Genomic DNA, 25,412 nt, shown 5'->3' with positions numbered 1-25,412 from the left:
CTATTGTAATCCTTTTACATTCTTATTATAAAGCTTGTACGAAAAATTGTTAAATTTGTTAGAAAAGTAAGAGTGTAAAAAATTGCTCCTTTCTTTTTTGTAAACCTTTTCGAAAAAAGTAATCAATATTACCAATGGTTGATTTCGGCTCCAAGTTGCTCCTTTACCGAGGGGGGGGGCGGCCTCACGAACATCGCCGCATAAGAACACCCCGTCCTTTCAATCGTGCAAAATAGTTTTGGGTTATAAGAACTTTTAAAAAAGCAAAATTAAAGGTAACTCATAGGAAGTTGATCAGCATAGGCACATCTATCTTATCTATTACCTAAGTGACAACTTCTTGCAAGTTACCCTTATAATACGCTATTTATTTTTTAATTGATTTAATTGATGTGTTAACAATTGAAAAGTTTCTTTATCTTGTTGATCAAGTGCTTCATCAATTAACTGAAGAAGCTTTTCTTTTTGAAATCGTTGAATCGAATGTTCGAGTATCTTTTCTGCTATTTCTTTATCTTTTTCATTTTCATTTAGATGCTCTGGCATAAACGGATTTGATTCAAGGACTGCTGCGTATTGTGGTGACTGATAAGCAGATCTGAAATTAAGCTGAATAAAAAGCTCTTCCTCTTTATTGAGTCTTATATCATGAAAGGATTTTTCAGCATCAGTTGTCATGACATTTTCTTTATAAAAGCGGAATGGAACTTCTTCAACACAATGCGTTGACATGATAATTCCTCTTGGACAATATTGAGCTTGCTCAACAAAATGAACCTTTTCCATTAGAGTATCATGGCTCATTAAATAATTTAAAATCCACACGCATTCTCTTCTTTTAAGTTGATAATGGTTTAGAAACCACCTGATGAAGTCTTTCTTTTCATGGACAGATACAGGGGCCACCATACTATTCCCTCCTCTGCAGCTTTAGTTTATTCTTACTTTGATAATTCCACAAAATAAAAATAAAATCCTTCTCTTTTCCCTTAAAACTCATCTTCTAATTGTAGCAAAATCTCACCGATTTCGACATTCGAAGGGTCCTGTTTTAGGATTTCTTGAAAAATCACCTTCGCTTGCTCTCTTCTTCCTTCTTCTAACAAGAAATAGCCATATTCCTGTAAGAAATCTCGTTGATCCTTGAAAAAAGTATATGCAACTTCATAATGTTTTAATGCCTGTGTATATTCTTCTTTTTGATGATAAGCTCGGGCTAAATTCCATTCAAATTGAGGATCATCTTCATCGAACTTTCTGATTTCGGTGATAAGTTCAATGACATCATCATAGCGTTCATCCTGCAAGAAGATATGGGATAATGTGATCGCTGCTTCAATATGACCAGGGTCGATTGCCAGGGATTCACGTAACAGACTTTCTGCAGTTTGAATTTGTCCAACTTTTATCGCTACTTTTCCACCAAATAAGTATAAGTCTTTGTTGTATTCATCAACTTTTATACCTTCTTGAACCACATCAAGACTTTCTTCAAGTAAACCCTCGTGCTCATAAGCTTTTGCTAAATATAAATAGAGTGATGAATAATGTGGATCCGCTTCTTTTAAGGCTAATAATTGCTGTATTGCTGTTTTGTAGAATCCTCCTTGATAAGCAGTAAAACCATAACCAAAGAGTGTATCTGCATCTTCTTGATCTTCTACTGTTTTTTTATAATGGTCAAGTGCCTCTTCAAACTGGCCAATTGCACTTAAGCACTCAGCTAATCTTTGATGTAAATTAACACCTGATATGATGTTATGTTCTGCTAAAAGCTCTTGATAGTATGGAATAGCATGCTTATATTGTCCTTGATGAAAATAAAGCTCCCCTAATGCAAAATCAAGCACTGGTTCCTGCGGCAATATATCTTTTGCCTCTTTTAATTTTTGCTCACTAACCTCAGGAAGTCCTTGCATTTGATATAAGTCTGCTAACAGGAGTAAAGCATGGGGGTAAGATTCATGATCTTTAGAAATCCTATTGAGAAGTTCAATGGCTTCTTCTTCATTTTCAAGGTCAATTTTTAGCTCTGCTAAAAACAAAGTAATTTGAACCTCATCAGGATATAAAAAATGAAGTTCTTCAATCATTTCATGTGCTTTATCAATTATGCCCCATTGATAATACTGATCTGCTAATTGAAGCTTTTCTTCATCATGTAATGTAGGTGTTATGTTTTCTAAAAGAGTCAGACCTTCTTCTGTTTCTCCTTTATTTACGAGGTTAATTGCTTCATTTAATACTTGATTAAACATAAACGATCCTTTCTTAACCAAAGCTGGTTTTATGTTTCTTTTGCAAATATATTATATTATGTCTATATCATACATCAAAACGAGGCTGATTGTGGCATAAAACGACCTGAAATGGAAATAAAACATTCTTCACCTTTTCCTGGGAGAAAAGAAATATCACCATTAATGTTAATAAGCTTACCATTATGGGAAGTGAAGGTTGGTAAGATTTCATTTTGATTTATAATCGGTTTCCCATTAGTATGGAATTTAAGTTCATCTAGTCTGTACAAATTATAATTTAATTTACTCCCTACTCGAATATCCCCTTTCACTGGATAGATCCCTAATTTCATTAATACGTCTTTTGAAAGAGGTGATCCTTCTTCTAAAAATTCATCCAAAGAAGAAAGACGGTGTTCTCTCATGATACGATTCCAATCCTGTAAGAGTCTATGTTTTTTAAGGGGAGACAATGTTTTGTCCCTCGTATAGGGAATAAGTGTGATCGGGTTAGAAAACATCGCATCTCGTATCCACCCCCAAGATTTCGCATCTAGTCTATCATCCTTATTAATCTCAATAAAAACGATTGATATCTGTTGCTGTTTACATTTTCTCAAGACTGACTGGTTTAAGGTCTTTAAAGAAAGCTTAATGCCCATATAATAATCAATAGGCGAATTAATCATTAAATGTCTTCTTTGCTTTACACTTGAAACTAACTCTTTTTCATAATGAACATCAACCACTGTTAAAAGCGATGTACACCCTTTTTTTAAATATTGTGTAATACTTTGCTTGAAGTCTTGAAAAGGAAGTAATGAATGAAGAGAAAAATCGAGCATTACATAGCCAGGGGTGATCAAATACGAACTTAAGTCCATCCTCATAAACTTGATATTATCCATCGACTGGCGGATAAATTCTATTTTATTATGATTTACTAGCAGTGTGGCCTGTTCAATTCGACCTTTCTTTAATATTCCAACTCTGTCCATAATATAACACATTTATTCGCCCCTCCTTTCATCCTCTTAAAGACAAGCTATGATGAAAAACGAATATTTATGTCATGATAGAGAACGATATGCTTTAAAAATTTGCATCTGAAATAATAATAAAAAGGCCCTTCACTTAGAATGTGAAAGGCCTTATCAAATCATTTCGCTAATAAATCTAAATGTTCAAAGAATGTAGGATAGGAAACATCGATTGCTCCAATATTTTCAAGTTCAATTGGCTCTTCAGTTATACATGAAGCAACTGCAAGCATCATTCCAATTCGATGATCACCATGGCTGGATACTGTAGCGTTACCTGTTAAATTTGTTTTGCCTGTAATAATCATACCATCGTCAGTTGCTTCAATTGATGCCCCAATTTTTTTCAATTCACCAACAACTGTATCAATACGATTTGTTTCTTTAACTTTTAATTCACTAGCATCTTTTATAATTGTTTGTCCTTCAGCTTGTGTAGCTAACAGAGCAATAACAGGAATTTCATCAATCAATTTTGGAATAAGATCTCCGCTAATTGTTGTACCTTTTAATGAAGAGGTTTTGATAAGGATATCTGCTACAGGTTCAAATGTGTGACCTTCTTTAGGAGTCATTTCAATTGTAGCTCCCATTTTCTCTAAAACGTCTAGAATACCGGTTCTTGTTGGATTGATTCCAACATTTTTTAATAAAATTTCACTATTAGGAACAATAGCTCCTGCAACAAGGAAAAATGCAGCAGAAGAAATATCTCCTGGTACGAAAATATTTGTCGCTTGTAAGGTTTGTCCACCTGTAATAGAAGCAGAATTTTCGTCTTCTTTTACTTCAACCCCAAATGCTCTTAGCATTCTTTCAGTATGGTCTCTTGATTTATGAGGTTCAGTAACCTTTGTTTCTTCATTATTTGTATTTAACCCCGCTAGAAGAATGGCTGATTTTACTTGTGCACTTGCAACTGGTGAGGTGTAGTTAATTCCTTGTAAACTTCCACCTCTAATAGATAATGGTGTATACTGTCCATCTTGTCTTCCATCAATTATTGCTCCCATCATTCTTAATGGGTTTGTTACACGAGACATTGGCCTTTTGGCAATAGACTCGTCACCAATAATGCAAGAATGAAAAGGTGCTCCAGCCAGTATACCCATCATTAACCTAGTCGTTGTGCCAGAGTTACCAACATCTAATATGTCAGTTGGTTCTTTTAAACCCGCAAAGCCATTTCCTTCAACGGTAACATGGCCTTCTTGAATATCGATTGCTACACCCATTTTTCGAAAACAAGACACAGTACTAAGGCAATCTGCTCCCATTAAAAAATTCGAAATCTCAGTTTTCCCATTCGCGATCGATCCAAACATAACAGCACGGTGAGAAATAGATTTATCACCTGGAATCTCGATTGTACCTGTTAATTGATTGATCTTCGATAGTTTTTTTACATCTGCCATGATTCCACCTCATTTTAAAAAATCTTATTGGATCATTTTCATATGAAATATTTTTACTGCTTATTATCATTAGGTCATAAAGGTTTCATAAGAAGAATATTTATTAATACAATCAATGGCGCGCTCGCGGTCCTTTTCGGTTTGAAAGCTTAACCTTAAAACACCATATATTTCTTCACGTGTTTCAATAATCCGGATATTTGTTAAGCTAATTTCTTCCTTCGCTAAATATCCAGTTATCTCTGATATAATCCCCGGGTAATCTGGTACATCCACATATAAATCATAAAAGGAAGGAATAGCCCCTTTTTGCTTTTCCGGGAGCCCGTCACGGTATTGTTTTGCCTTTTGAAAATAAGTAAATAGATTTTCAGCCTCTTCTTTCGCAACATAATCTTTGATCCTCTTCATTTCTAAAATCCACTCATCGAATAGGTTTAATAAGGGACCTTTATTATGAAGTAAAATATCACGCCACATTGAAGGATTACTTGATGCTATTCTTGTAATATCACGAAATCCACCAGCAGCTAATCTCTTTACAAGCGGAAATTCTTCCTCATGATTCTTTGCCTGATACACTAAACTAGCCGCAACAATATGAGGAAAATGACTAATAATTCCCGTTACTTCATCATGTTCCTCAGGCGTCATTTCAATAAAATTAGCTTTTGTTCCATCTAGGACATTTTTTAAGCTTTGTACATCATTGGGGGTTACATATTTAGAAGGAGTTAATATGTAAAATGCATTTTCGAATAAATGTGGTTTTGCTGCTAAAATTCCTGATTTATGAGAGCCAGCCATTGGATGCCCTCCGATAAACTTTATTTTCCCATTCAAATGTTTATTTGCACTCTCTACAATTTTCACCTTTGTACTACCTACATCTGTCACAATAACATCTTTTTTTAAGTCCTGTGATTTAAGCTGTTCAATAATATTGATTGTTTGTTGAACAGGTGTAGAAAGGAAAATCATATCAACAGCTGAAAGGTCAGGAAATAGCTCTGTAGCTACTTCATCAATGGCACCTATTCTTTTTGCTAGGTTAGCTTGTTCTATATTAATATCAAAACCAATAATATGGATAAATGGATCTTTTTGTTTAATGGATAATGCAATTGAGCCTCCGATTAATCCAAGACCTATTAAATAAACTTTTTTAACCATTTTTGTAATCACCTTTTTTCGGGCTGTCATCATTGAGGCTATTCGTAAAATATTTAAATTCTAGAAAAAGAGGGTACTATTTAGCATACGCCATTTTGGACTAGCACCCTCTTCATCATTATTGAACAAATTCTTTTAATGCATCAATGATTTCTTCATTTTGCTGGGTATTTCCAACTGTTATACGTAAATGTGTAGGAAAACCGAGAGCATTGCCTGATCGAACGATATATCCTTTTTTCAGTAAAGCTTGAAACACCTCGTCAGAATCTCGATTAAAATTGATTAAAATAAAATTCCCTTCCGATTGGTAGTATTCAAGCCCTAGCTCTTCACAGAAATCATAAAATTGCTTTAAGCCTTTTTTATTTTTCACACGACATTCAGCTACAAATTCTGCATCATCTAATGCTGCTATAGCAGCTGCCTGTGCAACTCTGCTTGTATTGAAAGGTTCTCTAGCAGGTTCAATTTTGCGTATTAATTCTGCATTCCCAATACCATAACCGACGCGTAATGCTGCAAGCCCGTATGCTTTTGAGAATGTGCGAAGGATCATAAGATTAGGATAATCATGGATCCACTCCGTTGTTTGCGGGTAATCCTCTGCTACTACGTATTCATAATAGGCTTCATCAACAACAATTAATACATGTTTTGGCACCTTGTTTATGAAATCTAGTAAACTTTCACGATTTATATATGTACCCGTAGGATTATTAGGAGTACATACCCAAACAACTGTTGTATTTTCATCGATTTGTTTTAGCATTGCATCTAAATCATGATGACCGTCAATTAAAGGAACCTCTTTTATTTGAGCCCCTTCAATCACAGCATTATGTTTATATTGCGGAAATGTTGGTGTTGCCATTACTGTGTTCGTTTCTTGGTTAAGCAAAGCACGGGAAATAATTTGAACAACTTCATCAGACCCATTTCCAAAAATCAATTCTTCCTCTTTCACACCTAAATGGTTTGCTAACTTCGTCCGAAGAAGAGCACTATATCCATCAGGATATATCGCTAACTGCTCAAGCTCATCTACAATTGCTTGTTTAGCTTTTAGTGAACAACCATAAGGATTTTCATTTGAGGCCAATTTTACAACGTTTGATAAGTTGAATTCTTTTTTCACTTCTTCGATTGGCTTACCTGGCTGATAAGGTTTTAAATTTAATAACTGTTTTTTTACATGCAATGTAAACACCTCATTTAAATAAGTAAACAAATATTCGCGCACCATTTTAATAGATATGTAGGACACGCTATTGCTTACTATCATAAAGTTTCATTTCAATTTAAGCAATTTCACTAATTTACCAACACAAATGTCTTGGCAAACTCTTTAAATTCTTCAATTGCTTGTTGACGACTGCTATCTTCTAATAGAGTTGTTTGAAGACGTTCAATTTCTCGCACTAAAGCACTTCCGACAACAACTCCATCACAAATACTTGAAAGTTGGTCTACTTGTTCTCTTGAAGATACACCAAAACCAACGACAACTGGAACAGAACTATAGCTTTTTACTTCTTCCAGGAATGATGTTATTGATTCATCAAAGTTTTTTCTAACACCAGTTACTCCTAAAGATGATACGCAATAAATAAAACCTTCTGCTGCCTCTGCTATCATTTTGATTCTACTTGATGATGTAGGGGCTACTAAAGAAATAAAAGAAATAGAGTGTTCCTTACATTTTCGTCTTAGTTCTTCACTTTCTTCAAATGGGATATCAGGAATTAATAGACCGTCTATTGTGTTTTCCCGCAGTAAAGCGAAAAAGGATTCCTGATTTAATTGTAACACAGGATTGTAATACGTAAAGAGTATAATTGGGATGTTTAAGCCTTTTTTTCTCATTTTGGGCACTAGCTTCATTGCTTCTATAATGTTCATCCCATTTTTCAAAGCACGACTAGATGCTTTTTGAATAACTGGTCCATCTGCAACAGGATCAGAATATGGGATACCTAATTCAATCGCAGATGCTCCAGCATCCTGAAGAGCGATCGCTAAATCGACAGTCACTTCAGAATGTGGGTCACCTGCAGTAATAAATGGAATAAATAATTGACCATTTACCGACTGTTTAAAAAGGGTCATTCTTTTCCTACCTCCTTATAATGAGCCATTAACGTATGAACATCCTTATCTCCTCTTCCTGATAAACAGATAAGAATACTTTCGTCTTTATTCAGTTGCTTTGCATGGCTAAAGGCAGTTGATAGGGCATGAGCTGATTCTATTGCTGCTAATATCCCTTCTTCTTTCGCTAAAAGCTCCAATGCATCTAATGCCTCCTGGTCTGTAACACTCTCGTATTTCACACGGCCTGTACTTGCCAAATGGGCATGTTCAGGTCCTATTCCAGGATAATCTAATCCTGCTGATATGGAATATGGTTCTATTATTTGACCAAATTCATCTTGAAGAAGATACGTTAATGAGCCGTGTAGAACTCCTCTTGTTCCCATCGTGATTGTTGCCGCATGTAAATCAGTATTAACGCCTTTACCTGCTGCTTCAGCTCCCACTAATTCAACTTCTTCTGGTAAGAAAGCGGCAAACATTCCAATTGCATTACTCCCGCCACCAACACATGCGACTACCTTTGTTGGTAGTGATCCTTCAATGCTATAAAATTGCTCCTTTGCTTCATCTCCAATCACACGCTGAAATTCTCGGACGATATATGGATAAGGATGCGGTCCTACAACAGAACCGATAATATAAAAATGATCTGAACAATGTTGTACCCAGTAGCGCATCGCTTCATTTGTAGCATCTTTTAATGTTTTATTACCACTTGTTACCGGGATTACCTCAGCACCCAGAAGCTGCATTCTAAAAACATTTAACTCTTGTCTCCTTACATCTTCTTCCCCCATAAATACTTTACATTCCATGCCAAATTTTGCAGCAACAGTTGCCGTAGCAACACCATGTTGTCCTGCTCCTGTTTCAGCAATAACTTTTGTTTTTCCCATTCGTTTCGCTAATAAAACCTGACCAATTGCATTATTAATTTTATGTGCTCCAGTATGGTTCAAATCTTCGCGTTTTAAATAGATTTTTGCTCCACCTAATTTTTCCGTTACGTTTCCAGCAAAAGTAATGGAGGTTGGTCTACCAGAATACTCTTTTAGTAAATGATGATATTCTTCTAAAAAAGCAGGGTCATTCATTGCGTCTCTATGCGCTTGTTCGATTTCTGCTAATGGTGTCATTAAGGTTTCAGGAACAAAACGTCCACCGAAATCCCCATATCGACCATTTTTATCTGGATATATTGACATACTTTAACACCCTTTCTTCAATCAGTTGGATCTTTTCGCTGCTCTTCTTTTGGTCTATTTCAATTCCACTCGATAGGTCAATTCCTTGAGGTTGAAGTAATAATAACTCACTAATATTTCTTTCATTCACACCACCAGCAATCAAACAAAGTTTGTTATATAGCTCTGCAAAGTCAATGTAGGTCGGTACTGCCTTCCAATCAAAACTTACACCAGTTCCTCCCCATTGACCCTTGATTCTGGAATCAATGACAAACCCATCTACAACCGGTTGATATTTTTCCATGTCTTCAATTGTTTTGTCATGATGATGAAGCGCCTTCCATAGTAAGCCATTGAAGGAATGACGAATTCTTGTGATTTGATCAACTGATTCATTACCATGAAATTGAATTACATCAACTGGAACATGCTTCAAAACGTTGTCTATCTCTTCATCAGTTGGATTAACAAAGACAGCAACAACCTTCTTTGTTGTTTCTACTTCTTTTAACCACTCCGCTACAGATTCCGGATCTACCTTTCGTTTACTTTCAGCAAAAATAAATCCGATATAATCAGCTATTGAATGACAAACAACAGTAAGATCCCTAAAACTTTGAACACCGCAAAACTTAATAACTGGTTTATCCATAAATCTGTTCCCCAAATAATTCCTTGATTGCGTTCGTTTGGTTATCTTTTCTCATTAGGGATTCTCCCACTAGAACAGCCTTTGCCCCAAATTGATGGACTAGGTCTAAATCATCGTTCGTGTAGATTCCACTTTCACTGACTAGAAGAGTCCCATTTGGAATAGATGAAACCATCCCGCTCAATTGCTGAATATTCGTTTCAAAGGTTTTCAGGTTCCGATTATTTACTCCGAGAATTTTCGGAGTTATTACATTTAACACCTGTTCAAGATGATATTGATCATGCACTTCAACAAGTACATCTAATCCCAATTCTTCTGCATGAATGTACAATTCCTTTAATAAGGATGGCTCAAGCGCTTCTCCTATTAACAATACAGCATCTGCTCCAATATGCTTCGCTTCAATGATTTGTTTAGAGTCAATAATAAAGTCCTTCCTTAAAACAGGTAAATTCACAGCTTTTTTCACTTCTGTAAGGTATTCCTTTTTCCCTTGAAAATACGGTGAATCGGTAAGAACGGATAAACAATCCGCTCCCCCTTGTTCATATGCTTTTGCAATGCTAACTGGATGGAAATCCGCTTTAATTAATCCTTTAGAAGGTGATGCTTTTTTCACTTCAGCGATTAATGCCAGCCGGCGATTTGGATTTTTTAATGCTTCTAGAAAAGAACGAGAAGGTAATTCTTCGTTTTTTGGTATGATTAATGATTTTACTTCTTCTTTTTTTGTATTAAGAATTTGTTCAAGCATAGTGCTCCTCCTGCTGATGACGTAATGATCTTAATTGATTGTAAGCTGATCCATTTTTAATAGCTTCCTTCGCTAAAATCACACCCATATCTAATGTAGGAACTTGATTGGCTACATATAAAGCTGCACCAGCATTTAATACTACGATATTCTCTGCACTTACAGGTCCATTTCCCTTTAGGATTTCTTCAATTAACTTTGCACTCTCATCTGAATTAGCTACTTGGATTTCTTCTAAAAAACCAGTATTCAAGCCCATATCCTCTGGTTGAAGAACATATCGCGTAATCTCGCCATTTTTCAGTTCTACTATATCTGTTGGGGCTGTAATTGAAATTTCATCTAATCCATCTCTTCCTGTAACTAGCAATACGTGCTCTGCACCTAATCGTTTTAATGCTTCTGCCATTTTCTCAGCATATTCAGTCGAAAATACTCCTATAACTTGGCGTTTAGCATTTGCAGGATTTGAAAGAGGCCCCAATAAATTAAATACCGTCCGAAACCCAAGTTCTTGTCTTGGAGCTACCGCGTGCTTCATTGAGGAATGAAACATTGGTGCAAAGAGAAAGCTCATATGTCGTTCATCTAAGCTTTGTATTGCTTCCTCTTTTGATGTTTGAATATTTATTCCTAATTTTTCAAGAACGTCAGCACTTCCGCTTTTAGAAGAAACTGCTCTGTTTCCATGTTTTGCTACCTTCACCTTTAAGGAAGATACAACAATAGCAGCAGCAGTAGAAATATTGAAAGTAGAAGCTCCGTCTCCTCCGGTTCCACATGTGTCGATGACTTCACTTTTATACGATAAGGGAGACATATGTTTTTTCATTGATTTTGTAAAACCTACCAACTCATCAACTGTTTCCCCTCTTAGTCGCATAACAGATACTAAACTAGCAATCTGACTTGGGGTTGCCTCTCCTGTCATAATTAAGTCCATTACATCTTCAGCTTGTCTTTCGGTTAATGTCTTTCCCTCAATACATTTTGCTAGCAGCTCTTTCATCACGATTCTCCCCCTCATTAGAAAAGACTTTTTCAGCTAATTGTATAGCCTTTAACATCGCACTTGCTTTATTACATGTTTCCTTCCATTCAAGCTCTGGCACGCTGTCTGCAACAATACCGGCACCTGCTTGAACATAGGCAACATTATTTTTCACAGTTATCGTTCTAATCGTAATACATGAATCAACATTCCCATCAAAACCTACATATGCTACACAGCCAGCATAACTGCCTCTTGCAGTCGGTTCAAGCTCCTGGATAATCTGCATAGCCCGTATTTTAGGTGCACCAGAAACGGTTCCAGCTGGAAAAGATGATAGAAGTGCATCCATTGGGTGTATATCATCCCTAAGTTGAGCTGTTACCTTTGAGATTAAGTGCATAACATGAGAAAAGCGGCCAACTTCCATTAATGTTGGCGTGTTTACAGAACCGTATTCTGCAACTCTGCCAAGATCATTTCTAGCTAAATCAACTAGCATATAATGTTCTGCCTTTTCCTTTTCATCATTTTTAAGTTCATCCTCAAAGTACAAATCTTCTTCAACAGTTTTCCCTCGCCTTCTTGTACCTGCTATTGGATGAATTTCCAAATGCTTGTTTTGAATATAGATTAATCGTTCAGGTGAGCTTCCAACTAGCTCTGTATCATTGATTCTAATATAGAAAAGATAAGGAGATGGATTCACGATCCGCAATATTCTATATAGAGAAAAACCATCTGTTGAAATTGGAATTTCAAATCTTTGTGAAAGCACTCCTTGAAAAATATCACCAGCTCGGATGTATTCTTTTACTTTTTCTACATCTTGTAAGAACTTTGATTTCTCATAGTTTGATTTAATCTCATCAAAGTTCAGATCATATTGTTCCGAAACAGCTTGCGGCATTTTTTCTATTTGAGGCTTTTGCTTGAGCATGCTCACATATTTATTTAGCTTTGCTTCTGCTAGTTCGTAAGTAGCCTTTAAATGGTCCTCAGTTTCGGTTCCATTAACTCGCTCATAGTGGATAAAATAGAGCTGTTTCTCTTGATGATCAAAGGCTATAACTGTTTCACATACAAAGAACATACAATTTTGTTGATTCAAATCATCGATACTATGCTTTTCAACCTTTTCTAGGATGGAAACTGTGTCATAACCGATATAGCCAACTGCACCGCCAACAAAAGGGATGTCTAATTCTGGTAATTTAATAGACAATTGCTTTTGAAGCTCCTTAAACGTTTGAGTAATGGAATTAGACTTTGCGATCGTCTTTCGTTGTTCATTTAATAATGAAAATTCTCCATGAGTTTCTTCGATAAATAGAAAAGGGTTTAAGCCAATAAAAGAATATCTGGACCAATCTGATTCAGCATCTTTACTTTCAAGCAAATAAACCGCTTCTTCCTTAAATAACTGAAATAATTGAATTGGTGTGAAGGTGTCCACAATATATTTTTTCACAATGGGGATTGTACGATAATGCTTGCTATCTTCACAAAATGTGGAAAAAGAAGAAAAATTCAATATAACTCACTCCTCCAATAATTTTTGGAGAACGAGCATTTAGGAGGTTATGTACTTTGAAGATTGTGTTTGCACAATATTTATTATTTTCAAATAGTTACAAATGAAAAATATAAATAAAACCCAAAAACACGAATGGTTTTTGGGTAGACTTGTGCCTTTTAATAAAACCTCAGCTAAACTCACTCATTCTCAGCTACCCTAATCTCATAACTTCTCTACTCATCTACTAATCAATCTTCTCCAACATGTTATTACAAAACTTACTAACCTGTCAAGATTGATATTATACTGTTTCAAATTTTCAAATAATTATCAAGAGGAAACAGACAAATCTGGTCGAAGGACTGTTGCACCCTCTAGATATATATGATTGATTTTATCTTGCTTAATCTCTGTGTTTACAGTCATCATGACTCTAATACACAATTTTAAACTTCCTTCAACTGGAATCTCTTGCATACACATAACTGGGACATATGTCCATCCTTCAAGATTTCTTAATGCCTTTGCAGGAAAAGTTGATATAAGATCCTCTGTTACCGTTATTAAAACCTGTGCCACATTTTCCGGTTGAATCTTATTTTTATTGATCATTTCCTTTAACAACTTGTCAGTTGCTTGTAGAATCTGCTGCTCATTATCTTCGGTTACAGTGATAGCTCCTCTTATCCCCCTAATCAAGCGTCTTCCTCCTATTCGATCGATCTCCATTCATTTACCAACGAATGAAGTTCTTCATTTGCAAATGTCAAGGTTGTCGTTTCCCCAATTTTATGAAGCAATATCATTTTAATTTGATTAGCCTTAGTTTTCTTATCTTTGACCATTCTCTTGATTAAATTTTCGGTCTTTTGAGAATCCGGTATTGTCGTCGGAAAGCCTATTTGCTTAAACCAAGTTTTCAATTCTGTATATGGCAATGAAACATTTAACGATTTCATACTAAGCCAAGTAGCAAATAACATTCCAGTTGCAACACAGTCTCCATGAGATAATTTTCCATAACCAGCTTCAGCCTCAATTGCATGACCCAAAGTATGGCCAAAGTTTAAAATTTCCCTAAGCCCTAATTCTTTTTCATCCTTTGAAACGACATCTGCCTTAATTTTAATACCATCAAGAATCATTTTCTCTAGTCTCTCATTATTCACATCACTTAAATCATGTATTTCTTTTCTTAAAAATTGAAATAATGATTCACTTCGAATTAATGCATGTTTGATTACCTCAGCAAAGCCAGATCTCAATTCTTCAGCTGGCAAGCTTTGCAGGAACCGACTGTCATAAACAACAGCTTTAGGCTGATAAAATGCACCAATCATATTTTTCCCTTCTGGATGGTTAATAGCAACCTTCCCTCCAACAGCACTATCATGTGCTAAAAGGGTTGTGGGGATTTGTATATAAGGTACTCCCCTCATAAAAGTTGCTGCAACAAATCCTGTTAAATCACCAACAACGCCGCCACCGAATGCCAGAATGACAGATTTACGATCTAACTGCTGTTTTAATGCAAAAGTGTGAAGCTCGTAAAACACATCAAAAGATTTAGCCTCTTCACCACTTTTCATAACATATTTATAGGTTGGGAAAAGAGGATCAATCTTGTTAAACAGATCCTCGCCATATAGCTTATCAACATTTGTGTCCGTTACAATCATTACCTTTGATGGTGCTAAATCGTTAAGGATGGACGTAATTTCATCTATTACATTTTCCCCAACAAGTACAGGGTACTCCGAATCTGTTGTTTTAATGTTAACTGATTTCATTAGAAATCCCTCGTATGTTTTCTCATTGCTTCAACGTTTTCTTTAATTACATCCATACGATCAACACCAAATTGTTCAACGATTGCATTCGCGATTTCCCAAGCTACAACAGCTTCAGCCACTACACTTGCTGCTGGTACTGCACAACTGTCTGAACGTTCAATACTTGCTGAAAATGGTTCTTTTGTTTCAATATCTACACTTTGCAGCGGCTTATAAAGTGTTGGAATTGGCTTCATTACACCTCTGACAACAACAGGCATTCCAGTTGTCATGCCTCCCTCAAAACCACCTAGACGGTTTGTTTTTCTCGTATAACCCTCTTCTTCAGACCAGATGATTTCATCGTGAACTTGGCTGCCAAATTTTCGAGCTGCTTCAAATCCGATTCCAAATTCAACACCTTTAAATGCATTAATACTAACAATAGCGCCAGCTATTTTACTATCAAGCTTACGATCATAATGTACGTAACTTCCAATTCCAGCAGGTAAACCTTCCACGACAACCTCGACAACTCCACCAATAGAGTCACCATTTGCCTTTGCATTATCAATTGCTTCCATCATTTTTGTTTCTGCTTCACGGTCATAGCATCTTACAGGAGATTCTTCCGTTACCGCCATTAAATCATCAATATTACGATAATTTGTATTTTCAGCGCGGACTCCGCCAATTTCAAGCACATGACCAGCAATTTTAATGTTTAGCTCTGCTAGAATTTGTTTTGCTAATGCTCCTACCGCTACCCTGACAGTCGTTTCACGTGCTGAAGAGCGCTCAAGTACATTACGCATATCACGGTGACCATATTTCATCGCTCCGACTAGGTCTGCATGTCCAGGACGCGGACGAGTAATTTGGCGTTTTACTTCTTTCTCTTCCTCTGCAGAAATTGGCTCAGCTCCCATAATTTTTGTCCAATGTTTCCAATCGTTATTTTCAACAACTAAAGAAATTGGAGAACCTAGTGCCTTTCCATGTCTTACGCCACCTAAAATTTGGACTTGGTCTTTTTCAATTTGCATCCTTCTTCCACGACCATAACCCTTTTGTCTTCTTGCTAAATCAATATTTATCGCTTCTGCTGTTAAATTTAGTCCTGACGGTACACCTTCTACAATTGCAGTTAATTGAGGCCCGTGAGATTCTCCAGCTGTTAAATATCTCATTGTTCTCTCTCCCTTCAACGCACTAACGCTTTTAAGTATAAATATAACATAACTTTATTAAATAAAATAGCAAGTTTTTACTTCTTTTGATAAAAAAATGTATCTGCAGATTTAAAACCAAAACGATCAGCATTAAAAATTTGCTCGGTACTACCAACAAAAAAGATGCCATCCCTTTTTAATGCTTGACTGAATTTTTTGTACAATATCTCTTTAGCATCTTCTGTAAAGTAAATTAAAACATTGCGACAAACGATTAAATCAAAATTAGAATCAAAAGGGTCTGATAGTAGATTTTGTTTTTTAAATTGTACTGTTTTCCTAATGTCTTCACTAACCACGTAATTAGTGCCTTCTTTTTTGAAATATTTCTTTTTCATATCTTCAGGTACTTCATTTAGGGAACGCTCAGGATAAACTCCAAGCTTTGCTCTGGCAATAACATTTTCATCGATGTCGGTTGCCAGAACCTTTACTTTTGAAATGGGCATAAACTTTGATAATATCATAGCAATTGTATAAGGTTCCTCACCCGTTGAACAGGCAGCACTCCAAACCTTTATATTACCGTTTTTTTCAAAAAGAGCTGGCAGAATGTTCTCCTCAAGAACTTGCCATCTTTTATAGTTTCGAAAAAACTCTGAAACATTAATTGTCATTCGATCTAAGAATTCATAGTATAATTCACTATTTTTAGACATCCCCTCAAAAAAATCATTAAAACTTGTAAATCCTCTCTTTTCATATAGTGATTGTAGTCTTCTTTTCATTTGTGCTTCTTTATAAAGCGAAAGATCAATTCCCGATTTTCTTTTGATATTCTTTATGAATAATTCATAATCTTGGTCAATCATTTCCTACTCTCCTAATACTTGCCCAAAAATCATAATTTAATAATACAATATAGTATAGCTCAAATTTGTTTGAATTTGCTCAATTTTTAAAGAAAAAGGGCGAAACTTGTTTGAAAAAGAAAAAGGGATTCGAATTTTATCATTCGAACCCCTCTTTTTACACTATCAGAAAGTATAGAATTTTTATGGATGATAGTATCAGAAAAACTATGGCTTTCACCATTAGGTTTGGCGATAAGCCAGGTTTCTCTAATCCTATTTGCTAGTAAATCCAACTATTTAATGCTTTATCATAACTTACAAGTTCATTTTCATTAAAGAATAAGCTTATTTCTCTTTCAGCACTTTCCTTAGAATCTGATCCATGAATGATATTTTTGCTTACATACATGCAGTAGTCACCGCGTATTGTTCCAGGTTCTGCATCCTTAGGATTGGTTTTCCCCATCATTTTACGAGTTAATTCCACAACATTTTCACCTTCCCAGACCATAGCAAAAACCGGTCCAGATGTGATAAATTGTACTAAATCATCATAAAATGGTTTACCTTTATGTTCTCCATAGTGCTGTTCTGCTAGCTCAACAGGAATTGTCATCAACTTTGCTCCAACTAACTGTAAGCCCTTTCTTTCAAACCTGCTTACAATCTCCCCAATTAGATGGCGTTGAACCCCATCAGGCTTTACCATTAAAAATGTTTTTTCCATAATATATTCTCCACCCCATAGAAAATTATGTATAGGCTTTCATACCCAAGAAAATAATATCATGTAAGGTATAAGATTGCAATGATGGGGAGGAGATATTGAACAAACAATTTAAAATTTTCTTTTTCCAATATATTTTGCAATGCTATATAAAGTAGACCTTGCACGATTTTTTGGAAGCTCTTCTAATATATGAAAGGCTTTCTGGAGGTAACGATCACTTATTTGAGCAGATTTTTCTATGACTCCAGAAGATAATATCATTTCTAGTATTGGTTCAATTTCATTTGGAGTCGTATCCATTGATATTTTTTCTACTTCCTTTTTAATAGATGGATCTTCAAGAGCAAATAAAACTGGTAATGTTATATTCCCCTGCAAAAGATCACTTCCAACAGGCTTTCCGAGTTCCTCGGCAGTAGAAGTAAAATCTAAAATGTCGTCTGTAATTTGAAATGACATGCCCACATAGTACCCAAACCAATATAATTTCCGATGTATCTCCTCTGATGCACCTGAGGAAATGGCTCCTAATTGACAGCTAACCGCAATTAAAAGAGCTGTTTTTCGTTTAATCCGTCTTAAATATGTGCGAAGTGATTGATCAAAACGATACTTGTCTTTTATTTGTTCAATTTCCCCCAAGCAAACATCAACAATTGCCTTAGATAGGATTTTATGTGCTTCAGTATTATCTATATTTGTCATCACTTCTAATGACCTTGCTAGAAGAAAATCACCTGTATACATTGCGATTCGATTATCCCATCTTGATTTTACCGTAGGCTGACCTCTTCGTAATTCCGCATCATCAATAACATCGTCATGAACAAGTGAAGCCATATGTATTGTTTCTAACGCAACGGCTACATGTTTAACTCTGTTAATATCATAGTTTCCGAACATAGCAGACAGTAAAACAAAAACTGGTCGAATTCGTTTACCACCTGCTTTTAGTAATTCTAAATTCGCTTCCCGCAATAATGGATATTCTGAAATAGCTGTTTTCTCTAGTTCTTGTTCAATTATATTAAGGTCATTATTTAAAAAAGAGTACATTGCTTTTAATTTCATACTATTCACCTTAAACTCCGATTAATTGTTATGTAAAGAGGACCATATAAAGATGAATGACCACTACAAAAAAAGAGTTTGTTGATGTGTATCACTTTAAACTCTTTTATACAAAAGTGGTCATACCCCTCATTTTACCTATTTTCTTCATTTGCTTTTACTCCTAGGTGCATGGCTGCTACACCGCCAGTAAAGGCCTTTACTTGAATATCGGTGAAGCCTGCGTCTTTGAACATATTAGCTAGTTCTGTCATTCCTGGAAAGTCGCGTGCGGATTCCTGCAACCATGAGTATTCATTATAACTTTTTGCAAAAACTTTTCCAAAAAGCGGCATGATATAGCGAAAATACAGATGGAAAAATTGTTTAAATACCGGCAGATTTGGTTGTGATGTTTCTAAGCAAACCGCTTTTCCGCCTGGTTTTAATACTCGATTCATTTCTTTTAATACTTGCATATAATCAGGAACATTTCGGAGCCCAAATCCAATTGTAACAAAATCAAAACTATGATCTTCAAAAGGCAGCTGCATTGCATTTCCATGTATCAAATTTATATTTTTCAACCCTAGTTGTTCTACCTTTTGTTGACCTACCTTCAGCATATTTTGACTAAAATCCAGGCCAATAACATTTCCATCTGGACCGACAGCTTCCGCTAGGGCAATACTCCAGTCTGCCGTACCACAACATACATCTAATGCTGATTGTCCCTTTTTTACATTCATTCGTTTCATTGTTTCTTTTCGCCAAGCTTTGTGACGTTGGAAACTAATAACCGAATTCATTTGGTCATAGTTTTCATAAATTTTCTCAAAAACTCCATGGACTCTTTCTTCTTTTGACTGACCCATATTATAAACCTTCTTCCACTGTCTTTTTCTCGTGTAGTAATGCATCGTGAAAACGGATTGAATGAAGACGATCTAATAAAAGATCCCTAATAACAGGTCCTCTTAAAAATCCTGTATTAAGAAGTGAAATAGTCTTTTCAAAATACACATTACAAGCATCTGTTAAATAACTCAACGAAAAGTGGCTTCTTTCTATACAACCATTAACCTGTTGAAATTTTTCATGAGATAGTCTTTTATAGGTTAAAAACTCAATACTAAAAACCTTATGAGAATTAAGCTTAAAATGATCGGCAACATGCTGAAATAGGCTTGTTTCAACAACTTGAAGACTATCCATCACAGATGTTAATTTTTGGTGAGGATCATGATACAATTTAATTTTATGCTCGTTAATCTCCTTAATGGCCATTGCTAACGTACGAACCATCTTGATGTCTTTTACCTCAGAAAGCAATAAATAATATAAACCACTAAAGTAATCACCAGCTAATACTGTTAACTGTCTTTGTACGAACTCGTCGGATTTAATATTATGATTGGTTGTAACAGCATCATGTGTATCAAGGGCAATTTGAACAAGCATAGCCGTCAAAATATAGCTCTTCTTTAATTCTTTTGAAAGGTCTATCTCATCAAAAATCGCATACAAGAGTAGCAATTTATCTTCATCTATATTGGGTGAAGGTAAATGCTTGACTAAAAAAGGATGTTCGAGCTTCTCTTCTAGTTCTTTCTTCAATTTTGCTAAGTGTATTTCTAAGTCCTGCAAATATATCACCCTTGTCCCCAATTTAACATTCTATCTCTATTCTACTATCACTAGCCTGCTCTTTGTTTCTAAAGAGATTTATTTACTAGTAAAAACCTGCCATATGTGGAAAAGGAGACATATTTTCAACTATTTTCCAATGACCTCTACTCCACTTTTCTTATATGGTATTAGCACTTGATTTTAAAATATGTATGATTGCGTAAATATAAACATATTCCATTATACCATAATCAAGATTAATTGGTATTTTAAATACGTTTATTCCTTTATCTTATCATCAAATATCCTATTATAGACTGTGCAAAACGCTTGCTTTCACTTACACGCTCAAATTTTTATTAACCACTCTGTTATTATTGAATATTTTATGTTTCCCCATCTAATTGAAGTCAAGCGTTTTTAAACAGTCACCATTGTTTACCTTTCCCCTAAAAAGGCATGTATAGAAAGACAAACTTATTTGCGTGAATCACTTTCCAATTCACCAATACCCGTTTGAATTTGGGCTTTACCTCTTATTTTAATAGCCGAAGTATGTTCTGTGAATTGGGCGATCATTACTTCACCTTTATCAAGTTTCTCTGAATGATGAAATCTCGTATCGGATCCCCTTGTTAAGCCGATAACATGGACACCATCTTCAATTGCTTTAATGACAACAAAATCATTTTTTTGATTCATCCTAACACCTGCCTGTTTTTACAGATTAACGATATGTATTCTCTTATACATCATACCATTTTCTAATAGAGAAAGCCTATAAAAAAGTTCGTATAATAGATATGATATCGGCACTTTATGATCCTTTAATAAGTGATAGAACCTCTGATCTAGATGCTTCATCTTTCCGGAATATCCCTCTTACTGCAGATGTAACTGTCTTTGATCCCGGTTTCTTCACACCTCTCATCGTCATACACATATGCTCAGCTTCAACAATTACCATGACTCCGTGTGGTTCTAGTGAATTCATAATAGAGTCTGCTATTGTAGAGGTTATTCTTTCTTGAAGTTGTGGCCTTTTTGCTACAGCTTCTACTGCTCGGGCAAGTTTACTTAATCCAGTTACCTTCCCGCCTTTAGGGATATATGCAATATGTGCCTTTCCATAAAAAGGGACTAAGTGATGTTCACACATTGAGTAAAATGGGATATCTTTTACTAACACAAGTTCTTCATGATCTTCTCCAAAAATAGTTTTAAAATGTTCCGCAGGGTCTTCATTTAGGCCACTAAATACCTCAGCATACATTTTAGCTACTCTTTTTGGAGTATCGACTAAACCTTCTCTGGACGGATCTTCACCAATTGCTTCAAGAATTAATTTAACAGCTTGTTCAATTTTGCCATGATCTACTTCCGCCATTGTCATCCTCCTGACATTTATTTGATACAGATTCTAGCATATTCATCATATGAAAAGCAAAGCAGGTATTGAAACGAGGAGTTCAGTACTTTGGTTAGAAAAGGACTGTTTTGATAAAGAATAGAAGAACAATCCCACTTAGAATAAGATAGTTAAGGTATATTCACCCAAATGAAAAGCCCCTTAAAAAAGGGGCTTTTGAAAAGAAGCTTGTATGTAATAGTTATTACATGACAAATCAAACTTATTTTCCTGCAACAGCATCTTTAAGTGCTTTACCTGGTTTGAAAGCAGGCACCTTGCTTGCAGCAATTTCAATTTCTTCACCAGTTTGTGGATTACGACCTTTACGAGCCGCACGCTCACGAACTTCAAAGTTACCGAAACCGATAAGTTGTACTTTATCACCATCTTTTAGTGCATCTAAAATTGTATCGAAAACAGCATCAACTGCTTTAGTTGCGTCTTTTTTAGATAACTCACTAGCTTCTGCTACTGCGTTGATAAGTTCTGTTTTATTCATGCCTTTCACCTCCTCCCAAAGGGATGGAACTCTTATTAGTCTTCATTTCTTCACAGTTTTCATCAATTGTATACATGATAAAACATGATTTTATTAGCAACACGCTTATCTTAAACGATTTTCCTACATAATTCAATCATTTTCATCATGAAGATTGGATATTTAGGAAGAATCGACCAATAGAGAAAAGAATTTCTGTAAAAAGATTAACATAATCATTCAGGTGAATCAAGAGGTAACAAAATAAAAAAACCAATGATATCAAGGCTTACCTCATTTATAGCGATCATTCGTTCTTATTTTTCCAAAAAACCATAGTTTTTTCAATAAAAAAACTGCTTGTGCAAGCCCAATTATAGAAATTTTTCATTTTCCAATAGTACCTATAATTTTTTTATGTTTTTGGAAGTATATAAAAAAAGACCCCTTATTCAGAGGTCTAATCATTATAAGATGATCGCAATTAATCCACCGGAGCCTTCATTGATTATTCTTTCAAGAGTTTCTTTTAACTTATAGCGTGCATTCTCTGGCATTAACGATAGTTTTGCTTGAATACCTTCTCGGACAATTGAACTCAAGCTTCGGCCGAAAATATCTGAATTCCAAATTGATAGTGGATTATCTTCAAAATCCTGCATTAAATATCGAACAAGCTCTTCTGATTGTTTTTCTGTTCCGATAATTGGAGCAAATTCAGATTCTACATCAACTTTGATCATATGAATAGATGGTGCAACAGCTTTTAATCTAACTCCAAACCTAGAACCTTGGCGAATGATTTCAGGCTCATCTAAGCTCATATCAGCTAGTGCTGGAGCTGCGATACCATAACCTGTTTGCTTCACCATTCGCAGCGCATCAGACACTTGATCATATTCAGCCTTCGCATATGCAAAGTCCTGCATTAATTGAAGTAAATGATCTTTCCCACGAATTTCGACTCCTACAACTTCTTTTAAAATTTGATCATATAAATCATCTGGAGCATATAAATCAATTTCAGCAATACCTTGCCCCATCTCAATTCCCGCTAAACTTGCTCGGTTAATGAAGTCATACTCACTAAATTGCCCAACAACTCGATCAACATCTCTTAATCTTTTAATATCTTTCACAGTATCCTTAACAGCTTCTTGATAGCTCTGTCTTAACCAATGATCTTCTCTTAATACCATAACCCAGCTCGGTAAATTCACATTTACCTCTAATACTGGAAACTCGTATAAAGATTCTCTTAGAACATTGATAACATCTGTTTCTCTCATGCTTTCAACGCTCATGGCCAAAACAGGAATATCGTACTTTTCGTTTAACTCTTGACGAAGGGCTTCTGTTTCAGGATGATGCGGGTGTACCGTATTAATAATCATAATAAAGGGTTTTCCGACTTCTTTTAACTCTTCAATAACTCTTGCTTCAGCTTCTAAGTAATCTTTACGAGGAATGTCACCAATCGATCCATCAGTTGTGATAACACATCCTAGTGTAGAATGCTCTTGAATGACCTTACGAGTTCCAATTTCTGCTGCTTCATGAAAAGGTATTGGCTCTTCATACCATGGTGTATTAATCATACGAGGTCCATTTTCGTCCTCATAACCCTTAGCTCCCGGTACCGTGTAGCCTACACAATCTACTAATCTAATATTGACATCAAGTCCTTCATCAACATGGATGGAAACAGCTTGATTAGGGACAAATTTGGGCTCAGTAGTCATGATGGTCTTACCAGCAGCACTTTGCGGTAACTCATCTTGAGCTCTTGCTTTGTCAGATTCATTGTCAATGTTAGGTAGTACGACTAATTCCATGAATTTTTTAATAAAAGTAGATTTACCTGTTCGTACTGCACCAACTACTCCTAAATATATATCGCCACCAGTTCGTTCAGCGATATCCTTGAAAATATCTACTTTTTCCAAGTGATCCCCTCCCGATCATACAATATTGGGATAAAGCTTATCCGTTTTCTTATAGGACACTATATATGTATGACATTGTCCTATTTATTTATGACTTTGTTTCGAAATTTTTTTCGAGTATCGCCTTATTGGGAATAGATAATAAAAAAGCGAAAAAGAAAACCCTTCTTTTAGAGTTTATTCTCTAAAGAAGGGTTCATGACTAAAATTTTTAAATTAATGTTCCTTCGTTTGAAAAACAGGCTCTCCCTTTTCATCTATCGTATACGGAAGGGAGTAAGCAGGTACAAATTGGTATTGATCAACTAGAATTTCAAGTATATCATCACCTGGTTTAAAACTATGTTCATGCTCTTTAATAGCTCGATTTAAGTCAATACGATAATCCACATAAATCTGGGCATTTTTATCAATAATGAGGGGTAATAATTCACCTGAATAAGGGCTCTCAACCATTGGATCTTCCTTATAGCCAAGCTTTTCATAATCTAATGTATAAATATCATCTGTAATAACATCCTTAAAAGGGGGATAGCCATTTGCCTGACGATAAACATTCAGTTTAACAGTTAGCTCATGAATTTCTTCAGCCATCCTTAAATCAATCAATTTAACAGTTGGGTCCTCTTCTACATCCACTAAGACATACTGATAAATACCTCCACTTTCATAGGCCGTGCCAGGTGGCTCTGCCATATATTTTGGAGTTAATGCAGAAAAATCTATCGGGTATTTTTGATAAATAGGTGTTGACATATCTCTTGTTTTTATAGGTAATAACCCATTTGAGTCTTTTTGATATTGATCAACTGAGGTTTGTACTGCTTGAATTTGATCATTATAAGGTATAGTATTTTTTTTAAGCTTTTCTTCAGGATATAAACATCCAGATAATAAGATACAGCTTAGCATGATCACGAGTACATTTGACAATTTCATAGAAAATAACTTCCTTTTATCATATATTTATTCTGAAACAGGTCCAGTAAACACAACAAATACAATAATAATTCCTGCTAGAATCATAAAGATGTAGGCTAAAATTGTCACAATAGCTTTCAAAACACCTTTCAGCTTAAAACGACTTAAATAGATGAGTATGATTGAGATAAACATAAATCCCATTGATGCAAATGAAATCCACATCTTCATTAACGCCGGACTCATCACCATTCCTCCTCATAGACAACTCTTATCGCAACGTCTTTCTTAAACGACTGCATCTTTTCGGTCCGTTCATATTTTATAACAATATGTAGTTTAATACGAAGAACTAAAACGCTTTTATTTTAGCAAATT

Annotated in this window: 26 protein-coding genes; all 26 read right to left on the bottom strand. The window is 35.4% G+C overall.

The window, feature by feature from the left end:
- Window positions 1–363: 363 nt before the first annotated feature.
- On the bottom strand, window positions 364–909 hold the full coding sequence (locus AC4GZ8_RS00455) for a ReoY family proteolytic degradation factor (protein ID WP_491079837.1): 546 nt from the start codon (window positions 907–909) through the stop codon (window positions 364–366).
- Window positions 910–989: 80 nt separating this feature from the next.
- Entirely contained in the window at window positions 990–2,258 is a 1,269-nt protein-coding gene (locus AC4GZ8_RS00450; protein ID WP_491079836.1) for a tetratricopeptide repeat protein, read from the bottom strand.
- 74 nt (window positions 2,259–2,332) lie between these two features.
- The gene (locus tag AC4GZ8_RS00445) at window positions 2,333–3,250 is read right to left on the bottom strand and encodes a hypothetical protein (protein ID WP_491079835.1); all 918 of its coding nucleotides are present in this window, start codon (window positions 3,248–3,250) and stop codon (window positions 2,333–2,335) included.
- A 149-nt stretch (window positions 3,251–3,399) separates the two neighbouring features.
- Window positions 3,400–4,695: a 3-phosphoshikimate 1-carboxyvinyltransferase gene (gene aroA, locus AC4GZ8_RS00440; RefSeq protein ID WP_491079834.1), complete on the bottom strand. Its 1,296-nt coding sequence runs from the start codon at window positions 4,693–4,695 to the stop codon at window positions 3,400–3,402.
- A gap of 69 nt (window positions 4,696–4,764) precedes the next feature.
- Window positions 4,765–5,868: a prephenate dehydrogenase gene (locus AC4GZ8_RS00435; RefSeq protein ID WP_491079833.1), complete on the bottom strand. Its 1,104-nt coding sequence runs from the start codon at window positions 5,866–5,868 to the stop codon at window positions 4,765–4,767.
- A gap of 118 nt (window positions 5,869–5,986) precedes the next feature.
- Window positions 5,987–7,069: a histidinol-phosphate transaminase gene (gene hisC, locus AC4GZ8_RS00430; protein ID WP_491080390.1), complete on the bottom strand. Its 1,083-nt coding sequence runs from the start codon at window positions 7,067–7,069 to the stop codon at window positions 5,987–5,989.
- Between the two features lie 113 nt (window positions 7,070–7,182).
- Window positions 7,183–7,977, bottom strand: a complete 795-nt coding sequence (trpA, locus tag AC4GZ8_RS00425; RefSeq protein ID WP_491079832.1) for a tryptophan synthase subunit alpha — start codon at window positions 7,975–7,977, stop codon at window positions 7,183–7,185.
- Window positions 7,974–9,170, bottom strand: a complete 1,197-nt coding sequence (gene trpB / locus AC4GZ8_RS00420) for a tryptophan synthase subunit beta (RefSeq protein WP_491079831.1) — start codon at window positions 9,168–9,170, stop codon at window positions 7,974–7,976. Before trpB ends, trpA begins: the two co-directional genes overlap by 4 nt.
- Window positions 9,151–9,804, bottom strand: coding sequence for a phosphoribosylanthranilate isomerase (locus AC4GZ8_RS00415; RefSeq protein ID WP_491079830.1), 654 nt, complete (start codon window positions 9,802–9,804; stop codon window positions 9,151–9,153). Before AC4GZ8_RS00415 ends, trpB begins: the two co-directional genes overlap by 20 nt.
- Window positions 9,797–10,561, bottom strand: a complete 765-nt coding sequence (gene trpC / locus AC4GZ8_RS00410) for an indole-3-glycerol phosphate synthase TrpC (RefSeq protein ID WP_491079829.1) — start codon at window positions 10,559–10,561, stop codon at window positions 9,797–9,799. Before trpC ends, AC4GZ8_RS00415 begins: the two co-directional genes overlap by 8 nt.
- Window positions 10,554–11,573: an anthranilate phosphoribosyltransferase gene (trpD, locus tag AC4GZ8_RS00405; protein WP_491079828.1), complete on the bottom strand. Its 1,020-nt coding sequence runs from the start codon at window positions 11,571–11,573 to the stop codon at window positions 10,554–10,556. Before trpD ends, trpC begins: the two co-directional genes overlap by 8 nt.
- Window positions 11,542–13,086 (bottom strand): anthranilate synthase component I, encoded by a 1,545-nt coding sequence (trpE, locus tag AC4GZ8_RS00400; protein WP_491079827.1) that lies wholly within the window; start codon window positions 13,084–13,086, stop codon window positions 11,542–11,544. Before trpE ends, trpD begins: the two co-directional genes overlap by 32 nt.
- 315 nt (window positions 13,087–13,401) lie before the next feature.
- The gene (gene aroH / locus AC4GZ8_RS00395; RefSeq protein ID WP_491079826.1) at window positions 13,402–13,770 is read right to left on the bottom strand and encodes a chorismate mutase; all 369 of its coding nucleotides are present in this window, start codon (window positions 13,768–13,770) and stop codon (window positions 13,402–13,404) included.
- 11 nt (window positions 13,771–13,781) lie between these two features.
- Window positions 13,782–14,861, bottom strand: a complete 1,080-nt coding sequence (gene aroB, locus AC4GZ8_RS00390) for a 3-dehydroquinate synthase (protein ID WP_491079825.1) — start codon at window positions 14,859–14,861, stop codon at window positions 13,782–13,784.
- A complete protein-coding gene (gene aroC / locus AC4GZ8_RS00385; RefSeq protein ID WP_491079824.1) occupies window positions 14,861–16,033 on the bottom strand; it encodes a chorismate synthase in 1,173 nt (390 codons plus the stop codon). Before aroC ends, aroB begins: the two co-directional genes overlap by 1 nt.
- Before the next feature lie 77 nt (window positions 16,034–16,110).
- Window positions 16,111–16,887, bottom strand: coding sequence for a CheR family methyltransferase (locus tag AC4GZ8_RS00380; protein WP_491079823.1), 777 nt, complete (start codon window positions 16,885–16,887; stop codon window positions 16,111–16,113).
- A gap of 262 nt (window positions 16,888–17,149) precedes the next feature.
- Window positions 17,150–17,596 (bottom strand): nucleoside-diphosphate kinase, encoded by a 447-nt coding sequence (gene ndk / locus AC4GZ8_RS00375; RefSeq protein ID WP_491079822.1) that lies wholly within the window; start codon window positions 17,594–17,596, stop codon window positions 17,150–17,152.
- A gap of 111 nt (window positions 17,597–17,707) precedes the next feature.
- Window positions 17,708–18,670 (bottom strand): heptaprenyl diphosphate synthase component II, encoded by a 963-nt coding sequence (hepT, locus tag AC4GZ8_RS00370; RefSeq protein WP_491080389.1) that lies wholly within the window; start codon window positions 18,668–18,670, stop codon window positions 17,708–17,710.
- A gap of 134 nt (window positions 18,671–18,804) precedes the next feature.
- Window positions 18,805–19,524: a demethylmenaquinone methyltransferase gene (locus tag AC4GZ8_RS00365; protein ID WP_491079821.1), complete on the bottom strand. Its 720-nt coding sequence runs from the start codon at window positions 19,522–19,524 to the stop codon at window positions 18,805–18,807.
- A 1-nt stretch (window position 19,525) separates the two neighbouring features.
- Complete coding sequence (locus tag AC4GZ8_RS00360) at window positions 19,526–20,305, bottom strand: heptaprenyl diphosphate synthase component 1 (protein WP_491079820.1); 780 nt, start codon at window positions 20,303–20,305, stop codon at window positions 19,526–19,528.
- A 450-nt stretch (window positions 20,306–20,755) separates the two neighbouring features.
- Complete coding sequence (mtrB, locus tag AC4GZ8_RS00355) at window positions 20,756–20,980, bottom strand: trp RNA-binding attenuation protein MtrB (RefSeq protein WP_491079819.1); 225 nt, start codon at window positions 20,978–20,980, stop codon at window positions 20,756–20,758.
- Between the two features lie 115 nt (window positions 20,981–21,095).
- Complete coding sequence (gene folE / locus AC4GZ8_RS00350) at window positions 21,096–21,665, bottom strand: GTP cyclohydrolase I FolE (RefSeq protein WP_491079818.1); 570 nt, start codon at window positions 21,663–21,665, stop codon at window positions 21,096–21,098.
- 244 nt (window positions 21,666–21,909) lie between these two features.
- Complete coding sequence (gene hbs, locus AC4GZ8_RS00345) at window positions 21,910–22,188, bottom strand: non-specific DNA-binding protein Hbs (protein WP_034332307.1); 279 nt, start codon at window positions 22,186–22,188, stop codon at window positions 21,910–21,912.
- Between the two features lie 446 nt (window positions 22,189–22,634).
- Entirely contained in the window at window positions 22,635–24,113 is a 1,479-nt protein-coding gene (gene spoIVA, locus AC4GZ8_RS00340; protein WP_491079817.1) for a stage IV sporulation protein A, read from the bottom strand.
- A 216-nt stretch (window positions 24,114–24,329) separates the two neighbouring features.
- Complete coding sequence (locus tag AC4GZ8_RS00335; protein WP_491079816.1) at window positions 24,330–25,052, bottom strand: YphF family lipoprotein; 723 nt, start codon at window positions 25,050–25,052, stop codon at window positions 24,330–24,332.
- A 27-nt stretch (window positions 25,053–25,079) separates the two neighbouring features.
- Entirely contained in the window at window positions 25,080–25,280 is a 201-nt protein-coding gene (locus AC4GZ8_RS00330) for a DUF2768 domain-containing protein (RefSeq protein WP_491079815.1), read from the bottom strand.
- Between the last annotated feature and the right edge of the window lie 132 nt (window positions 25,281–25,412).

This window comes from Metabacillus sp. RB-C-LZQ-3-1, from assembly GCF_058315175.1.
This window is presented reverse-complemented; position numbering and strand designations above follow the sequence as displayed.